Here is a 16,832-nt window from a genome sequence, read left to right as displayed (position 1 = left end):
AATACGTTAAGAAGGGGCCCTTCCTTACACGCGGTCGCGCACGTCCCAGAGCCAGACGTCGTCGACCCGCTGGGCGGGGCCGAGCAGCGCCGTCATCAGGTCGCGCAGCACCGCCTCGCGCGGGTTCGCCCCGAGCACCACCACCGACGCCCGCCAGAAGCGCAGGTCCTCGACGGCCTGCCGGCGGTTCTCCTCGGTGATCTCCGGGACCCGGTCGGCGTCCATGGTGGAGTAGATCAACGTGCTGGTGGGGCGGTTCGGGGCGCCGAAGACGCCCTCGCCCCGCTCGTTCGGGCCGATGAAGTAGCCACCCGGGATCGGGAACTCCTGCCCGGTCAGCGCGCTCCAGCGCAGCGTCGGCAGCCCGTGCACGTTGCTCGGGATCGGCACCGGGACGAGGGTTCGGCCGTCCGGCACGTAGGGGCGCCAGCCGCCCGAGGTGACGAAGTGCGGCGGCGGGTCGATCTGCTGCGCCGGCAGCGGGCGCGGGAACAGCGGCAGCAGGGCGGCCACGATCGCGGCGTACCCGACCAGGCGCAGCCCGCGCCGCCGACGGGGCCCGGCGCCCGGCGCGGAGGTCTCGTCGCCGGCACGCGGGGCGGGCACCGGCGACCGGCCGGCGCGGGCCAGGGCGTCCCAGGCCAGCGCCAGCAGCACGCCGACCGCGCCGACCACCACCAGGCTCAGTCGGGTCGGCATCATCATCTCGACCAGCGGCAGGTCGTCCGGCACGTACGCCCACGGGCCGTCGACCCCGGTCTCCACCCCGTCGAAGCGCACCTTCGGCCCGATCGAGGCGACCGTGAACACGACCACCAGCACGGCCAGGATCCGGGCCGGCACCGACCGGCGCACCAACAGCGCCAGCGCGACCAGCCCGACCAGCACCAGCGGCCAGCCGAACCAGGTGTTCTGCTCGGTCAGCCCGATGGTCTTCTCCACCGCCTCGTCCCCGGCGACGGTGTCCCGGGCGAAGGTGACGAAGGCCATCAGGTCCTCGCCCCAGTTGTGGAAGACCCCGCCCTGCAGGCCGCGGTAGGACTGCGGGCCGTTGAACTGGAACCAGATCGGGTACGCGGTGAGCAGCAGCGCCACAGCGCCACCGACCCCGATCGCGGCCAGGAACGCGCCCGCCCGCTCCCGCGTGGCGCGCGGGCGTTGCACCGCGTACGCCACCACGACGACCAGGCAGGCCAGCGCGGTGAGCAGCAGCATCTCCTCGTTGATGAAGATCTGGTACGCCACCAGCAGCCCGAGCGCCACGCCGTTGCGCCGCCAGCGGCCCGGCTCGCCGAGGCGCAGCACCCGGGAGACGATCAGCGGGAGCAGGAAGTTCGACACGAAGTTGGGCTGCCCGTTGGCGTGGTGCACGATCCCCGGGGCGAAGCCGAGGAACGCCCCGCCGACGAAGGCCGCGCCGCGGGAGCGGACCAGGTGCCGCGACAGCGTCCAGTACGACGTGGCGGCGGTCGCCGACAGCGCCGCGCCGAGGTAGAGCGCGTACATCACCTGCGGGCCGAGCAGCATGGTCAGCGGCGCCAGCGGCAGCGTCACCCCGAGCAGCGAGGTGTTCGCCATCATGTTCACCCCGTCCGGCGCGTTCTGCCGGGCGGTGAACAGCGGGTTCTCCAGGTGTCGCACCGAGTAGGCGCCGTGCGCGAACAGCCACTCGAACCAGCTGTGGTCGGTCGGCAGATGCGAGGAGACCCGGTGCTGCACGTCGCCCCAGTAGTTGAGGCAGACGAGAACACCGAGCAGCGCATAGGCTCCGATGGCCAGCACGTCGGCACGGGCCGGTCGGCGACGCGGCCGACGCGGCGGGTCGGACACGCCGGTGTCGACCTCGACGGACGAGGAGTTCAGCGAGGGGTCCACCACCGGCACGGCCACGACGGGCCATCGTACAGGCGGTCCGGGCGTGGTCCGGTCACGACCGGGCGACGGTCCGGCGGCGCGGAGAGGGGTGCTCGTGACCGTCATCGATCTGGGTGAGCTGCGGGACGACACGGTGTCCGACGTGCCGGGCCGGGCGCCGCGTGCGGTCGGTCGGCCGTTCCGCGTCCTGGTGGTCCTGCTGGTGGCGCTGGTCACGCTCGCGTCCGCGACGCCACCGGCGCGTCCCGCGCGGTGGACGGTGCCGGGTGGCACCGGGGCGTCCGCGTTCGTCGCCGGTGACCGGGTGTACGTGGTCCGGCCGTTGGACTGGCGGCCCGGCGCGCTCCGGGAGGTGGTCGCCTACCGGGACGGGCGGGAACGCTGGCGCAGCCGGCTGCCGACCCCGGGCGACGTCGTCTCGGTGTGGGAGATGGGCGACCGGGTGCTGGCCGCCGGGCCGAACGGGCCCGACCAGGCGTGGCAGACGGTGGCCCTGGAGGCGGCGACGGGCCGGCTCAGCTGGCGGCAGAACGCGCTCGGCTACCCGGCCGGTGACGCGCTCCTGCTCCAACCGACGACCGCGTCGGGCCCGCAGGAGGTACGCCGGGTGGCGGTCGCCGACGGCCGCACGCTGTGGACCGCCCCCGAGACGCCGGATCTGCGGTTCGTCCTCGGGCCGGCGGGGGTCGAAGGGCTGCTGGTGGTGCCGGAGAGCGGCGAGACCGTGGTGCTGGACGCGGTCACCGGTGAGCGGCTGGCCGCCCGTGACCTGCATCCGGGGGAGCTGCCCACCCAGCGGCGGGTGCTGACCGCCGGCGACCTGGTGCTGGAGACCCGGGAGGACGGGTTCGCGGCCTACCAGCGGGACACGCTCCGGTCGCGGTGGACCGCCGACCTGCCGCTGCTGGACTATGTGGACAGTTGCGGCGACGTGCTCTGCGCCAGCCGGCAGACCGGCGGCATGTGGGGGCTCGACCCGGCCACCGGCGCGGTCCGGTGGGCCACCGACCGATGGGCGGGTGTGTGGAAGGCGGACGGCGGGCGGCTGCTCGTCGGGGCCGGTGAGAGCGACGACGGTCACCTGGCGGTGCTGGACGCCGACGACGGGCGGCTGGTCGCAGATCTCGCAGGGTGGACGGCGGTCCCGCCCAACGAGGTCGGCGGCCCGCTGTTCCTGACCCGGCCGCTGGGTGGCGGGCGACTGCTCCTCGCCGAGCTGGACCTGCCCGCCGGCCGGCTCCCGGTCCGGGGCGTGCTCTCCGGCGTCGACTGCTCGGCCGGGCGCGCGCTCGTGGTGTGCCGGGACCGTGACGGCGACTTCGCGGTGCGGCGGCTGCCGTGAGCGCGCTCATCGACCTGGGTGAGATGCGGCACGGCGGGGACGGCGACGAGCCGCTTCCCGCGTCGCCCCGGCGCCCTCCGGGTCGGGTCGCCCGGGTGGTGGCGCTGGGTTGCCTGGCGCTGCTCGCGGTGACCGGCGCGGCTGCGCCGGCCCGGCGGCCGGCGCCGGTGCGGGTGCCCGCACCGCAGGGAGCCGCGTTCGTGGTCCTCGCCGACCGGCTGATGGTGGCCGACGGGCCGGGCACCGTCGGCCGGGGCGGCCGGGTGGTGACCGGGCACCGGCTGCCCGGTGGGGAGCCGCTCTGGCGGTTCAGCCTGCCCGCCGGCGACCACGTGCTCGGGCTGGGCGTCGCCGCCGGTGGGCTGCTGGTCACGAGCAGCCCGGCCGGCGCCGGCGACACGCTCTCCACGCTGCTCGACCCGGCCACCGGCGCGTCGCGCTGGCGGCAGCCCGGCTACCCGGTCGCGACCGCGTCCGGCGGCCTGCTGCTGGAGAGTCCCCGGGCGGCCGGCGCGGGCAGCGTGCTGGCCGTCGACCCGGGCTCCGGGGCGGTGCGGTGGACGCTGCCGATACCGGCTCAGGGGGTGGGCTACCGGACGGACGGCCACGGGGTGACCCAGCTCGTGCTGGTGGCGCCGGACGGGCGGGTGGCCGTGCACGACGCGGACACCGGCGCGCTGGCGCACACCGGGCGGGTGCCGGCCGCGCCGGACGGCGTCTCCTACCGGTACGCGCAGGTGGTGGCCGATCTGCTACTGGTCGACGGCGGCCCGGGCACGGTCACCGCGTACGGGCTGGACCGGCTCGACGCCCGGTGGACCGTGCCGGTGCAGGAACGCGCCGGGCTCTGGTTCACCGACTGTGCCGGCATGGTCTGCCTGCGCGACCAGGTCGGCGGCGCGCGGACGCTCGACCCGGCGACCGGGCGCCCGGCGTGGACCGACGAGCGGTGGCTCGGGGTCTACCCGGTGGGTGGCCGCCTGCTCGCGGCCACGCCCGGGATCGGTCTGGAGCTGGACCGGTGGGTGCTGGAGCCGGCGACCGGCCGGGTGCTCGGCCGGCTCGGGCGCTGGCGGATCACCGGCACGGACCGGGAGGCCGGCCGGCTGCTCGGGCTGCGTCACCTCAGCGCGGACCGGACGCTGGTCGGCGTGCTGGACGTGCCGGCCGCGGAGGCACGGATCCGCGCGGTCCTGCCCGGCTCGTGGGACGAGTGCGCCGACTCGGGCACCGTGCTGGTGTGCCTGCGTCCGGACGGCGGGCTGACGATCTGGCCGGTCGGCCGCTGATCACCAGTTGCGCTGTGCGGGCGGCGCGGGCAGCGGCACCGACTCCGGGCGCAGCACGTACGCGATCCCGCAGCTGCCGCCCTGCCAGGCCGCCTCGAACGGCGCCCGGGGCACGGTCCGGCGGACCCGCTCGTCGTCCGGCGCGTACGGGTCGTTGAGCACCGGGTCGCCGTCGTCGGTGAAGCCGACCAGCACGACGAGGTGCCCGCGGGTGTCGTAGTCCAGCCCGGGGACCTGCCCGGCGGTGAACGCCGCCGAGACGATCAGCGGGATGCCGGCGGCGACGAACCGTTCCGCCTCGACCAGCGAACGCAGCCGGGTGACGAACGCGTCCACCCCGTGCGTCGCCGCGTACGCGGTGTTGAACGGCCAGTTCCCCGCCCCGGCGTACGCGTGGTCGTAGCAGTGCCGGGCGGCGTGCACCACCACCGGGCGCGGGCCGGGCGGGTCGACCCAGGCGTAGCGCTCCGGGGTGGGGCCGGCGCCCCAGAAGTCGAGCACCATCGACACGCAGGTGGGGCTGCACCAGGAGTCCCCGCCGCCGCCCCAGCGGGTCTCCCCGCCGGCGTGCAGCCGCTGCGCGTACCGCGGCACGTCCAGCACCCGACCCCGGGCCCCGGTCTCCTCCGCCGCGCCACCGTGGGCGTCGGGGTCGCCGTCGGTGTCGGCGGACGCGACCACGCCGACCGTGCGCAGCACCGGGCCGGCGGGCGCGTCGGGCCGGCGGAACAGGGTCACCCGGGCCTGCCAGCCGGTCACCGTCGCGTCGGTGACGCGGAGCGTGTCGGCCAGCACCCGGGCGCGGCCGTCGGCCTGCCCGGGCACGGACGAGCGGTGCACCGCGCTGTCGTCGGCCGCCCAGCGGCCCAGCTCGTACCAGCCGGTGGTGGCGGCGTCACCGGCCCAGCCGCGCAGCTCCACCCGCAGCCAGCAGCCGGGGGGCGTGTCCGCGGTCCAGGAGGGCACCAGCTCGGCGGCGGCGAAGCCGACCGGCACCACCGGGGAGGTCCACGTCCCCGCGGCGTAGTCGACGGTGGTCCCGGAGTGCGGATCGGTGTGCGTGACCGGGCCCGCGGTCCCGTCGGGAGTCAGCCCGCCCGGCTCGGCGCGCAGTCCGTCCACGCGGCCCCGGTCCCGGTCCGCCGGGAAGCGGAACCGGTGGTACGCCACGTCGCGGCCGGGGTGGACGGCGGTCATCGGGGCTCCGCTCGGCTCGGGTCCGGCCGTCGGCCGGCGCGCTGGTCGATTCTTGTCGGGGAGCATCGCGTACCCGAAGGTTTTCTGCAACGGCGGCGCGTGCCGGCCGTTTGGTCCCCGCCAGTAGGTTGTGGGAGGTCACGAGGCGGGAGGCCGGGATGCGGGTACTGGTGGTCGAGGACGAGCGGAACCTCGCCGACGCGATCGCGCGCGGGCTGCGCAAGCGCGGGATGGCGGTGGACGTCGCCTACGACGGGAACGCCGGGCACGAGGCGGCGTTCGTGACCCGCTACGACGTGGTGATCCTGGACCGCGACCTGCCCGGCGTGCACGGCGACCGGATCTGCGCGGACCTGGCCGCCTCCGGTGCGTTGACCCGGGTGCTCATGCTCACCGCCAGCGGGACCGTCGCCGACCGGGTCGAGGGGTTGCAGCTCGGCGCCGACGACTACCTGGCCAAGCCGTTCGCCTTCGACGAGCTGGTGGCCCGGGTGCAGGCGCTGGGCCGGCGCGCCACCCCGGCCGCGCCCCCGGTGCTGGCCGTCGCCGACCTGGAACTCGACCCGGCGCGCCGGGTGGTGAGCCGCGGCGGGGTGCCGCTGGAGCTCACCAACAAGGAGTTCGGCGTGCTCGCCGAGCTGCTCAAGGCGCGGGGGGCGGTGGTGTCCAGCGAGGAGCTGCTGGAACGGGTCTGGGACGCCAACACCGACCCGTTCACCACCATCGTCCGGGTCACCGTGATGACCCTGCGCAAGAAGCTCGGCGACCCGCCGCTGATCGACACCGTGGTCGGCGCCGGCTACCGCGTCGGCGGGGTCTCCTGACATGGCTACGCGGCGGGTGCGCCCCACGCTGCGACTGCGACTGACCCTGCTCAACGGCGTGCTGCTGGTCGGCGCCGGGGCGATCCTGGTCCTGCTGGCCTGGCTGCTGGTCCGCGACGCGTTGCGGCCCACCGACGAGCTGCTGCCCGGCACCACCGTGGTGCTCACCGACGGCCGCACCCTCAACGCCGGGCAGTGGCAGCGGCAACTGGTCGACGCCGCCTCCCGGGAGCTGCTGGTCAAGGGGCTGCTGGCGCTGCTGGCCGTCGGCGTGGTCGGGGTGGCCGGGGCGTACCTGGTGGCCGGCCGGGCGCTGCGCCCGCTGCACCAGGTCACGGCCACCGCCCGCCGGCTCGGCGAGACCACGCTGGACGAGCGGATCGGCTGGTCCGGCGCGGACGACGAGGTGGCCGAGCTGGCCGAGACGTTCGACGCGATGCTGGACCGGATCACCGCCGCCTTCGAGGCGCAGAAGCGGTTCGTCGCGAACGCCTCGCACGAGCTGCGCACACCGCTCGCGGTGATGCGTACCGAGATCGACGTGACGCTCAGCGACGACGACGCCGACCTGGCCGAGTACCGGCGGATGGCCGGCGTGGTGCGGGAGGCGTCGGAGCGGGCCAACGGCCTGGTCGACGCGCTGCTGGTGCTGGCCCGCAGCGAGGCGCAGACCGGCCGGCGGCTGGCCCGGCGCGCGGAGAGCGACCTCGCCGTGGGCGCCGCCAACGCGCTCTCCGCGGTCGCCCGGGAGGTCGAGCGGATCGGCCTGCGGGTGCAGACCTCGCTGCGGCCGGCGCCGGTGGTCGGCGACCCGGGGCTGCTCGACCGGCTGGCCGGGAACCTGGTGGAGAACGCGGTCCGCTACAACCACCTGCACGGGCGGATGTGGGTGCGCACCGGCACCGACGGGCAGCGGTCCTGGCTGGTGGTGGGGAACACCGGCTTCGAGGTCGCCCCGGCCGAGGTGCCCGGACTGTTCGAGCCGTTCCGGCGGGGCGGCCAGGAACGCACCGGCGCCCGTGGCTCCGGCCTCGGCCTGTCCATCGTGCGGGCCGTCTGCGACGCGCACGGCGGCACGGTGACGGCGGTCGCCCAGTCCGGCGGCGGCCTGGAGGTGACGGTCACCCTTCCGTCGGCCGACCCGCCCGCGGCCACCTGACCGCCGATCCCGCGCCGCCCGCCCGGCCACGGCTCCCCACCTTTTCGTGCGGCCCGGCCCGGCTGTCCCGCCCGCCCGCGACGGGTGCTCGGCCGTGGCGACGCGGTGGTCGGTCAGAAAGCTTGCCCGGCGCTGGACGACGGCTGAGCGGTGGCCCAGGGTGAGCGGAGCGACACGCCTCACCCCGCTCACCTCACGGAGCTGCCAGTGACCCACCCCTCCGCCCCGCGCCGCCGGGCCCTCGCGGCCCTCGCCGCGGTCGCGCTCACCGCCGCCGGCCTGGCCCCCGCCGCCCCCGCGAACGCCGCGCCCGACCACACCGCCGTGGTCAAGGCCGTCCCCTCCACCGCCTCGCCGGACATCGTGGACGGCAGCGTCGACGCGATCCACGACGCCGGCACGAAGATCATCGCGGCCGGCTCGTTCACCACGGTGCAGAACCGCGGGTCCGACGTCGACATCACCCGCAACTACCTGCTCGCCTTCGACAAGGCCACCGGCGCCGTGGACACCGCGTTCGTGCCCGTGGTCGACAACGAGGTGTACGCGGTCGTCGCCGGCCCGACCGCCGGTACGGTCTACGTCGCCGGCAAGTTCAACACCGTCAACGGCGTCACCCGGCGCAAGGTGGCCCTGCTCGACGTGGCCACCGGCGCGCTGGTCACCAGCTTCACCGGTCCGGCGTTCAACGGGTTGGTCAACGACATCGCCCTGGTCGGCAACCGGCTGCTGGTCGGCGGCATCTTCACCACGGCCGGCAACAGCAACCCGCGCGGCGGCCTGGCCTCGCTCAACGCCACCACCGGCGCGCTCGACAGCTACCTCACCACCGCGCTGACCGAGCACCACAACTACGACGGGGTCAGCGGGTCCAACGCCGGGGTCGGCCCGGAGAAGCTGGCGGTCTCCCCGGACGGCACGACGCTCGTGGTGATCGGCAACTTCAAGAAGGCCGACGGGGTGCTGCACGACCAGATCGTCAAGCTGGACCTGGGCGCCACCGCCGCCACCGTGGCCGACTGGAACACCAGCCGCTACACGCCGCGCTGCAAGTGGCAGGCGTTCGACTCGTACATGCGGGACATCGCGTTCGCCCCGGACAGCAGCTACTTCGTGGTGGTCACCACCGGCTCGCCGTACGGCGGCACGCTCTGCGACGCCGCGGCGCGGTGGGAGGCCGCCGCGACCGGCCCGGACCAGCAACCGACCTGGGTGGACTACACCGGCGGCGACACGTTCCTGTCGGTCGGCGTCAGCGAACAGGCGGTCTACGTCGGCGGGCACTTCCGCTGGCTGAACAACAGCACCGGCGCCGACAACGCCCGGGCCGGCGCGGTCGGCCGGGCCAGCATCGCCGCGCTGGACCCGCGTACCGGCCTGCCGCTGTCCTGGAACCCGGGCCGGCACCCGCGCGGCGTCGGGGCCACCGAGATGCTGGTGACCCCGACCGGGCTCTGGATAGGCGGGGACACCTCGTGGATCGGCAACTTCCAGTACCGGCGGGAGCGGATCGCGTTCTTCCCGCTGGCCGGTGGCGCGGCCCCGCACCCGACCACCTCGGCGACCCTGCCGGGCCGGGTCTACCAGGCCGGCGTGCCGAAGCCGACGAACGTGCTCTACCGGGTCAACGCCGGCGGCCCCGCGGTCACCGCCACCGACGGTGGGCCGGACTGGGCGGCCGACGACGGCGGCAACCCGAGCCCGTACCACAACAGTGGCAGCGCCACCGCCGGCTTCGCGCCGGTCGGCACGCTGGACGCGACCGTGCCGGCCGGCACCCCGGCCGCGCTCTACAGCGACGAGCGGTACGACCCGGCCGCCGCCCCGGAGATGACCTGGCAGTTCCCGGTGCCCGCCGGGACCGAGGTGCGGGTACGGCTCTACCTGGCCAACCGCTACGACGGCACCGGCACCGCCGGCAAGCGCGTGTTCGACGTGGCGCTGGAGGGCGCCACCGTCCTCGACGACCTGGACCTGTCCGCCAGCGTCGGGCACAACGTCGGCACCATGCGGGAGTTCACCGTGGTCAGCGACGGCACGGTGGACCTGGAGTTCCGGCACGTGGTGGAGAACCCGCTGGTCGACGGCGTCGAGATCGTCAAGACCGGGGCGCCGCCGGCCGGCACCGGCGACGAGGTCCAGGCCCGGCCGTACGACGGCGCCACCACCGTCGGTGCGGCGACGCCGGTGGCGAACCCGGACGCCACCGCCTGGTCCACCGTGAAGGGTGCGTTCTGGGTCGGCGGCACGCTCTTCTACGGCCTGAACGGCGCGCTCTGGCGACGCACGTTCGACGGGACCACGTTCGGCGCGCCGGCGCTGGTCGACCCCTACCACGACGCCTACTGGGACACGGTGGAGACCGACTCCGGCCCGGCCGGGCAGACGTACGTCGGGGTGACCACCGGCTTCTACGCGGAAATCCCCAACGTGACCGGGATGTTCCACCTCGACGGGCGGCTCTACTACACGCTCGCCGGGCAGAGCGGCCTGTTCTGGCGCTGGTTCACCCCGGACAGCGGCGTGGTCGGCGCGGACCGGTTCACGGTGGCCGGGTCGGGCGGTCTCGTCGACGCCGGTGGGGTCTTCGTCTCGGGCAGCACCCTCTACAAGGTCAACCGCAACACCGGCGACCTGTCGGCCACCGACTGGGCGAACGGCGCGCCGACCGCGACGTTCACGGTGCGCAGCGGTCCGGCGGTCGACGGCGTCGACTGGCGGGCGAAGGCCGTCTTCGTCGGCCCGTAAGGAAGGGCCCCCTGTTAACGCCTCCGGTAGAGGAGGGGCCCCTTGTTAACACCCGGGTGTTAACAAGGGGCCCCTCCTTGTCAGGGGCGGTGGAGGGTGGAAGGATCATGACGTCAGCCGGGTGTGGAAGGGGGTGTGGTGATGTCCGTTCCGAACCGTCCCGCGCCCCGCGTTCCCCGCTGACCTCGCACTCCGGCGGGGCGCACTCCCCATTGGAGGATGCACCGTGAGCGCACGGATGCACTGCATGACCGTCGAATCCGACGACCCGTACGCGCTGGCCAGCTGGTGGGGCCGCGTGCTCGACCGCGAGCTGCACGACGACGACCACCCCGGTGACCCGGAGGCGGTCCTCGTGGCGCCCGACGGGCACGGCACCGACCTGCTCTTCGTCCGGGCCGAGGAGCGCCACGGCAAGGGCGCGTTCCACCTCGACCTGCACGCAGCCGAGGGCACCCGGGACGAGGAGGTCGTGCGGCTGCGCGACCTCGGCGCCACGGTGGTCGCCGACCGTCGCCGACCGGACGGCACCGGCTGGGTCGTGCTCGCCGACCCCGAGGGCAACGAGTTCTGCGTCTGCCGCAGCCCGGCGGAGCGGGCCGCGTCGGCCTGACCCGGAAACGGCACCGGGCCCCCGCCGTCGGCGGGGGCCCGGTGTGCGAGCGGTGTCAGTCCTGCTTCTCGATCTCGCCGCGCAGCGAGACGAACTCCGACTGGAGCTCGGCGGCGGACTTGAAGTAGATCACCACCATGCCCAGGCTGCCCTTGTCGACCCAGATGCAGACGCCGACCGGGATGCCCTCGGTCTTGCCGTCGCCACACTTGGCGTCGCCGCCCAGCGGGCCGGCGTCGACCGTCTTGAACTCCTTGGCGCCCAGCTCGGGGGTGATCGCCGTGATGGCGTCCGCCATCTCCTTCTTCGGGTCGGCGATGACGCCGGAGACGCCGGCGATCATGACCAGGTCCTTCTTGGCCGGGTCGCCGTAGAACGCGCCGGCCGTGCTGGTCGCGTTCGGCACGTCCTTGCTGAACTCGGACTTCATCTGCAGCGCGGCGCTCTGCAGCTCGGGCTGGCTCACCTTCGGCCGGCCGCCGAGCGTCGTCGGCTCGACGACCCGGGTCTTGGTGGCGGTGACGACGTCCTTGACGTCGTCACCCGCGGCGAGCCAGAAGGCGACGCCGCCGCCGACGCAGAGCACCAGGACGACGGCGAGGACGATCAGCAGGATCTTGCCGACCCCGGACTTCTTCTTCGGCGGCACCGGGGCACCGAGCTGGTCGCCGCCGTACTGCGGCTGCTGCGGGACCTGCGGGTAGTCACCGCCGTACTGCGGCTGCTGCTGCGGAGCCGGCGGGTAGCCGCCGCCGTACTGCTGCTGCGGCTGGTAGCCGCCGGGCTGCTGCGGGGGAGGGGGGTAGTTGCCGGGGTAGGGATTGGACGGCGGCTGGGACATGAAGGCAGCTCCTGTGAAGATTCTGGACGCGTGATGGTAGCCATGACCACCGACGTGCCGCTGTCCGCCCAAGGCCGGTGTGACGAAACCGGGACCCAGCCGTGACCGGGCCCGCAACGCCGATCGCGGTGGCCGGAGCCGCCCCGAGGGGCGGCCCGACCACCGCGATCGATGTTCCGGTCGGTCAGCGCAGGCTGGCCGCGCCGCGCGGCAGGAACCGCTTGCCGGTCACCCGCTCGGAGGTGCCGGTCCGGTCCAGGTACGGCGTGACGCCGCCCAGGTGGAACGGCCAGCCGGCGCCGAGGATCATGCACAGGTCGATGTCCTGCGCCTCGGCGACGACGCCCTCGTCGAGCATGAGCCGGATCTCCTGCGCGAGCGCGTCGAGCGCGTTCTGCCGGACCTGCTCGGCGGTGAGCGGCTGGTCGCCGACCACGAGCAGCTTCGCGACCTCGTCGTTGATCTGGTCGTCGACCACGATCGGCTGGCCCGAGTCGGCGATCCGCTTGAGGTTCTCGCTGACGCCGAACCGGTCCGGGAACGCCGCGTGCAGCGTGCCGCCCACGTGGTAGGCCACGGCCGGGCCGACCAGCTGGAGCAGCGCCAGCGGACGCATCGGCAGACCCAGCGGGTCCAGCGCGCTGTTGGCCACGTCCAGCGGGGTGCCGGCGTCGACGGCGGCGAAGACGGTGCCGAGGAAGCGGGTCAGCAGTCGGTTGACCACGAACGCCGGGGCGTCCTTGACCAGCACGCTGGACTTCTTCAGCTGCTTGCCGACCGCGAACGCGGTCGCGAGGGTGGCGTCGTCGGTCCGCTCGCCGCGGACGATCTCCAGCAGCGGCAGCACCGCGACCGGGTTGAAGAAGTGGAAGCCGACGACCCGCTCCGGGTGCTCCAGCTCGGCGGCCATCTCCGTGATCGACAGCGAGCTGGTGTTGGTGGCGAGCACCGCCTCCGGCTTGACGATCTTCTCCAGCTCGGCCCAGACCTGCTTCTTGACGCCCAGGTCCTCGAACACGGCCTCGATGACGAAGTCGGCGTCGGCGAACACCGACTTGTCGACCGAGCCGCTGACCAGGCCGTACAGCTTGGCGGCCGTGCCCTTGTCCATCCGGCCCTTGCTCACGGCCTTCTCGATCTGGCTGTGCACGTAGCCGACGCCCTTGTCCACCCGGGACTGGTCCAGGTCGGTCAGCACGACCGGCACCTGGAGCCGCCGGGCGAACAGCAGCGCGAGCTGGCTGGCCATCAGGCCGGCGCCGACGATGCCCACCTTGGTGACCGGCCGGGCCAGGCCCTTGTCCGGCGCGCCCGCCGGGCGCTTGGCCCGCCGTTGCACCAGGTCGAAGGCGTACAGGCCGCTGCGCAGCTCCTCGGAGAAGACCAGGTCCGCGAGGGCCTCGTCCTCGGCGGCGGTGCCGGTGGCGAAGTCGGCGTCCTTCGCGGTCTCCAGCAGGTCCAGCGCCTTGTACGCGGCCGGGACCGCGCCGTGCAGCCGCTGGTCGAGGGTCTGCCGGGCGAAGTAGAGCACGCCCGCCCACATGTCCTTGTCGACCTCGGGCCGGGTGACGGTGACCTCGCCCCGGAGCACGCCGGCGGCCCACTCCAGGGACCGCTCCAGGAAGTCGGCCGGCTCCAGCAGCACGTCCGCGATGCCCATCTCGGCGGCCTGCTTCGGCTTGAGCATCTTGTTCTGCATCAGCGGGTTCTGCAGGATCACCTGCGTGGCGGCCGGGATGCCGATCAGGTTCGGCAGCAGCTGGGTGCCGCCCCAGCCGGGCACCAGGCCGAGCGAGACCTCGGGCAGCGCCAGGGCCGCCGCGCCCGCGGACAGCGTCCGGTAGTGGCAGTGCAGCGCCAGCTCCAGGCCACCGCCCATGGCCGCGCCGTTGACGAACGCGAAGGTGGGTACGGCGCTGTCCTTGAGCCGGGCGAAGACCCGGTGGCCGAGCCGGCCGACCTCCAGCGCCTGGTCGCGGTCCGCCAGCTGGGGGAGGCTGGTGATGTCCGCGCCGACACAGAAGATGTACGGCTTGCCGGTGACCGCGATGAACGACGGCTCCGCCGCGAGCGCGGCGGTGATCGCCTCGTCCAGGCTGGTCAGGCCGCCCGGGCCGAAGCTGTTCGGCTTGGTGTGGTCGAACCCGTTGTCCAGGGTGATCAGGGCGGCGGGCCGGTCCAGTCCCGGTACGTTCACCGCGCGCAGCAGCGCCTTGGTGACGACCTCGTTCGGTGCGGCGAGGCTCACTTGTCTCCACCCTCCCAGTTCGGGTTCTCCCAGATCACGGTGCCGCCCATGCCGATGCCGATGCACATGGCGGTGAGGCCGTAGCGGACCTCGGGGTGCTCGGCGAACTGCCGGGCGAGCTGGGTCATCAGCCGGACGCCGGAGGACGCGAGCGGGTGGCCGATGGCGATCGCGCCGCCCCACGGGTTGACCCGCGGGTCGTCGTCGGCGATGCCGAAGTGGTCGAGGAACGCGAGCACCTGCACCGCGAACGCCTCGTTCAGCTCGAACAGGCCGATGTCGTCGATGCTCAGGCCGGCGATGCGCAGCGCCTTCTCGGTGGAGGGGATCGGGCCGACGCCCATCACCTCCGGCTCCACGCCGACGAAGCCGTACGACACCAGCCGCATGCCGATCGGCAGGCCCAGCTCGCGGGCGGTCTCCTCGGCGACCAGCAGCGCGGCGGTGGCGCCGTCGTTCAGGCCGGCCGCGTTGCCCGCGGTGACCTTGCCGTGCGGCCGGAACGGGGTCTTCAGGCCGGCCAGTTTCTCCATCGAGGTGTCCCGGGGCGCCTCGTCCACGGTGGCCAGGCCCCAGCCGCCCTCGGCGTCGCGCACGGCCACCGGCACCAGGTCGCCCTGGAGCTTGCCGTTGGCGTACGCCTTGGCGGTCTTCTGCTGGGAGGCGAGCGCGAACGCGTCGGTGCGCTCCTTGGTGATGTGCGGGACCCGGTCGTGCAGGTTCTCCGCGGTGGAGCCCATCACCAGGGCGGACGGGTCGACCAGCTTCTCCGCGACGATCCGCGGGTTGGGGTCGACGCCCTCGCCCATCGGGTGGCGGCCCATGTGCTCGACGCCGCCGGCGATGGCCACGTCGTAGGCGCCCATGGCGATGCCGCCGGCCACCGTGGTGACGGCGGTCATCGCGCCGGCGCACATGCGGTCGATGGCGAAGCCGGGCACGGTCTTGGGCAGGCCGGACAGCAGGGCGGCGGTGCGGCCGATGGTCAGGCCCTGGTCGCCGATCTGGGTGGTGGCGGCGATGGCCACCTCCTCCACCTTCTCCGGCGGCAGCTGCGGGTTGCGGCGCATCAGCTCACGGATGCATCGGATCACCAGGTCGTCGGCGCGGGTGTTGGTGTACATCCCACCCGCCTTGCCGAACGGGGTACGGACGCCGTCGACGAAGACGACATCCCGAACTTCACGGGGCACTTGGAGCCTCCTGACCGGCACTGGCATTTCCCCGGATGCTACTCGCCAGTAACCAAGCGCGTCACCACCCCCCGTGTGGCCCGTCCCACACCCGGCCGGGCCGCACGGGGGCGCGACGTCAGGACGACGGGACGCGCAGCGCCTCGGTCAGCGCGGGCAGAAGCAGGCCGAGCTGCCACTCCCGAGCGCCGAACGTCCGCAGCGTCTCCGCCACGGTCGCGTCGGTGATCTCCTCCGGCGGCTGCCACGCCAACCGGCGGATCGAGTCGGGCGCGACCAGGTTCTCCGCCGGCAGCCGATGCGCCGACGCGGTGCCGACCACCACCTCCCGGCAGCGGGCCAGCCGGCCCGCCGCGACCGGGTCGCGCTCCGCCCACCGGTGCGGCGGGGGCGGGCCCTCGACCGCCGGGCTCACCGGCAGCGCGTCGTCCGGCAGCTGGCGTGCGTCGTCCAACGCCGCCAACCAGGTACGCGCCAGCCGGCGCACCGACCGCCCGCCGAAGCCGGGGAGCGTCAGCAGCGTCTTCTCGTCCTTCGGGTCCAGTTCGGCGGCGGCCACGATGGCCGAGTCGGGGAGCACCCGCCCCGGGGCGGCGTCCCGCCGGGCGGCGATCTGGTCCCGGGCGTACCAGAGGGACCGCACCCGCGCCTGGGCGCGGGCGCCGCGGACCCGGTGGATGCCCGACGTGCGGCGCCACGGTTCGGCGCGGACCCGGGCCGGGCGGGCGCCGCCCCGCACCAGTGCGGCGAACTCCTCCGCCGCCCAGCCGGACTTGCCCTGTCGGTCCAGTTCCTCGTCGAGCGCGTCGCGCAGGTCGACCAGCAGCTCCACGTCCAACGCCGCGTACGTCAACCAGGACTCCGGCAGCGGCCGGCTGGACCAGTCGGCGGCGGAGTGGTGCTTCTCCAGGCTGAAGCCGAGCAGCTGTTCGGTCAGCGCGGCCAGGCCGACCCGCTCGAACCCGGCCAGCCGGGCGGCCAGTTCCGTGTCGAACAGCCGACGCGGGCGCAGCCCCACCTCGGCCAGGCAGGCGAGGTCCTGGCTGGCCGCGTGCAACACCCACTCGGCCTCGGCGATGGCCGCGTCGAGCGCGGACAGGTCGGGCAGCGGCAGCGGGTCGACCAGCGCGGTGCCGGCCCCCTCGCGGCGCAACTGCACCAGGTAGGCCCGCTGGCTGTAGCGGTATCCGGAGGCGCGCTCGGCGTCCAGGGCCACCGGGCCGGTGCCCGCCGCGAAGCGGGCCACGACCTCGTCGAGCTCGGCCGGGGTGGCCACCGGGGCGGGCGTGCCCTCACGCGGGGCGGTCAGCGGGACGGCTGCGCCCGTGTCGGTCTCGGTCCCCGCGTCCGCCGGCTCCGGCACGGCCGACGACGGATGTGGGGACACCTCTCCCGTACGGCTTTCGGCGGCCCGACGGCGCAGGGGTGGTTCGTCGGTCACCTGACAACCCTAGTAGGCCGGACGATCCGGTGTGCGCAGCCGGTCGGGCGCGTGTCGGCGGG

General features: G+C 74.3%; 12 protein-coding genes. 6 read left to right on the top strand and 6 right to left on the bottom strand.

Annotated elements, in window-relative coordinates; translation table 11 throughout:
- Positions 1–24: 24 nt before the first annotated feature.
- Positions 25–1,878, bottom strand: a complete 1,854-nt coding sequence (locus CO540_RS11125; RefSeq protein ID WP_172968010.1) for a hypothetical protein — start codon at positions 1,876–1,878, stop codon at positions 25–27.
- Between the two features lie 91 nt (positions 1,879–1,969).
- Between CO540_RS11125 and CO540_RS11120 the strand changes: the two genes are divergently transcribed.
- The gene (locus CO540_RS11120) at positions 1,970–3,217 is read left to right on the top strand and encodes a PQQ-binding-like beta-propeller repeat protein (protein ID WP_099164706.1); all 1,248 of its coding nucleotides are present in this window, start codon (positions 1,970–1,972) and stop codon (positions 3,215–3,217) included.
- A complete protein-coding gene (locus CO540_RS11115; protein WP_099161977.1) occupies positions 3,214–4,506 on the top strand; it encodes a PQQ-binding-like beta-propeller repeat protein in 1,293 nt (430 codons plus the stop codon). Before CO540_RS11120 ends, CO540_RS11115 begins: the two co-directional genes overlap by 4 nt.
- Here CO540_RS11115 and CO540_RS11110 read toward each other — a convergent pair whose 3' ends face one another.
- Positions 4,507–5,703: a C39 family peptidase gene (locus tag CO540_RS11110; protein WP_253866612.1), complete on the bottom strand. Its 1,197-nt coding sequence runs from the start codon at positions 5,701–5,703 to the stop codon at positions 4,507–4,509.
- Positions 5,704–5,861: 158 nt separating this feature from the next.
- Here CO540_RS11110 and CO540_RS11105 point away from each other — a divergent pair, with 158 nt between their 5' ends.
- From CO540_RS11105 to CO540_RS11090, 4 genes are all read left to right on the top strand, one after another.
- Complete coding sequence (locus tag CO540_RS11105) at positions 5,862–6,527, top strand: response regulator transcription factor (RefSeq protein ID WP_099161975.1); 666 nt, start codon at positions 5,862–5,864, stop codon at positions 6,525–6,527.
- A 1-nt stretch (position 6,528) separates the two neighbouring features.
- A complete protein-coding gene (locus CO540_RS11100; RefSeq protein WP_172967828.1) occupies positions 6,529–7,686 on the top strand; it encodes a cell wall metabolism sensor histidine kinase WalK in 1,158 nt (385 codons plus the stop codon).
- A 207-nt stretch (positions 7,687–7,893) separates the two neighbouring features.
- A complete protein-coding gene (locus tag CO540_RS11095) occupies positions 7,894–10,434 on the top strand; it encodes a malectin domain-containing carbohydrate-binding protein (RefSeq protein ID WP_099161974.1) in 2,541 nt (846 codons plus the stop codon).
- A gap of 226 nt (positions 10,435–10,660) precedes the next feature.
- Complete coding sequence (locus CO540_RS11090; protein WP_099161973.1) at positions 10,661–11,047, top strand: VOC family protein; 387 nt, start codon at positions 10,661–10,663, stop codon at positions 11,045–11,047.
- 55 nt (positions 11,048–11,102) lie between these two features.
- Here the strand turns inward: CO540_RS11090 and CO540_RS11085 are convergent, their stop codons facing one another.
- The 4 genes from CO540_RS11085 to CO540_RS11070 form a co-directional block, all read right to left on the bottom strand.
- A complete protein-coding gene (locus CO540_RS11085; RefSeq protein ID WP_099161972.1) occupies positions 11,103–11,888 on the bottom strand; it encodes a hypothetical protein in 786 nt (261 codons plus the stop codon).
- Between the two features lie 184 nt (positions 11,889–12,072).
- Positions 12,073–14,136, bottom strand: coding sequence for a 3-hydroxyacyl-CoA dehydrogenase NAD-binding domain-containing protein (locus tag CO540_RS11080; protein ID WP_099161971.1), 2,064 nt, complete (start codon positions 14,134–14,136; stop codon positions 12,073–12,075).
- The gene (locus CO540_RS11075; RefSeq protein WP_099161970.1) at positions 14,133–15,329 is read right to left on the bottom strand and encodes a thiolase family protein; all 1,197 of its coding nucleotides are present in this window, start codon (positions 15,327–15,329) and stop codon (positions 14,133–14,135) included. Before CO540_RS11075 ends, CO540_RS11080 begins: the two co-directional genes overlap by 4 nt.
- 118 nt (positions 15,330–15,447) lie before the next feature.
- Positions 15,448–16,770, bottom strand: coding sequence for a ribonuclease D (locus CO540_RS11070; RefSeq protein WP_099161969.1), 1,323 nt, complete (start codon positions 16,768–16,770; stop codon positions 15,448–15,450).
- Positions 16,771–16,832 lie beyond the last annotated feature (62 nt).

The sequence above is a fragment of the Micromonospora sp. WMMA2032 genome (genome assembly GCF_002688545.1).
Taxonomy (GTDB): domain Bacteria; phylum Actinomycetota; class Actinomycetes; order Mycobacteriales; family Micromonosporaceae; genus Micromonospora; species Micromonospora sediminicola.
This window is presented reverse-complemented; position numbering and strand designations above follow the sequence as displayed.

Coding starts and splice junctions, on each gene's coding strand:
- CO540_RS11085 (WP_099161972.1), bottom strand. CDS start 11,888: ATGTCCCAGCCGCCGTCCAATCCCTACCCCGGCAACTACCCCCCTCCC.
- CO540_RS11105 (WP_099161975.1), top strand. CDS start 5,862: ATGCGGGTACTGGTGGTCGAGGACGAGCGGAACCTCGCCGACGCGATC.
- CO540_RS11100 (WP_172967828.1), top strand. CDS start 6,529: ATGGCTACGCGGCGGGTGCGCCCCACGCTGCGACTGCGACTGACCCTG.
- CO540_RS11110 (WP_253866612.1), bottom strand. CDS start 5,703: ATGACCGCCGTCCACCCCGGCCGCGACGTGGCGTACCACCGGTTCCGC.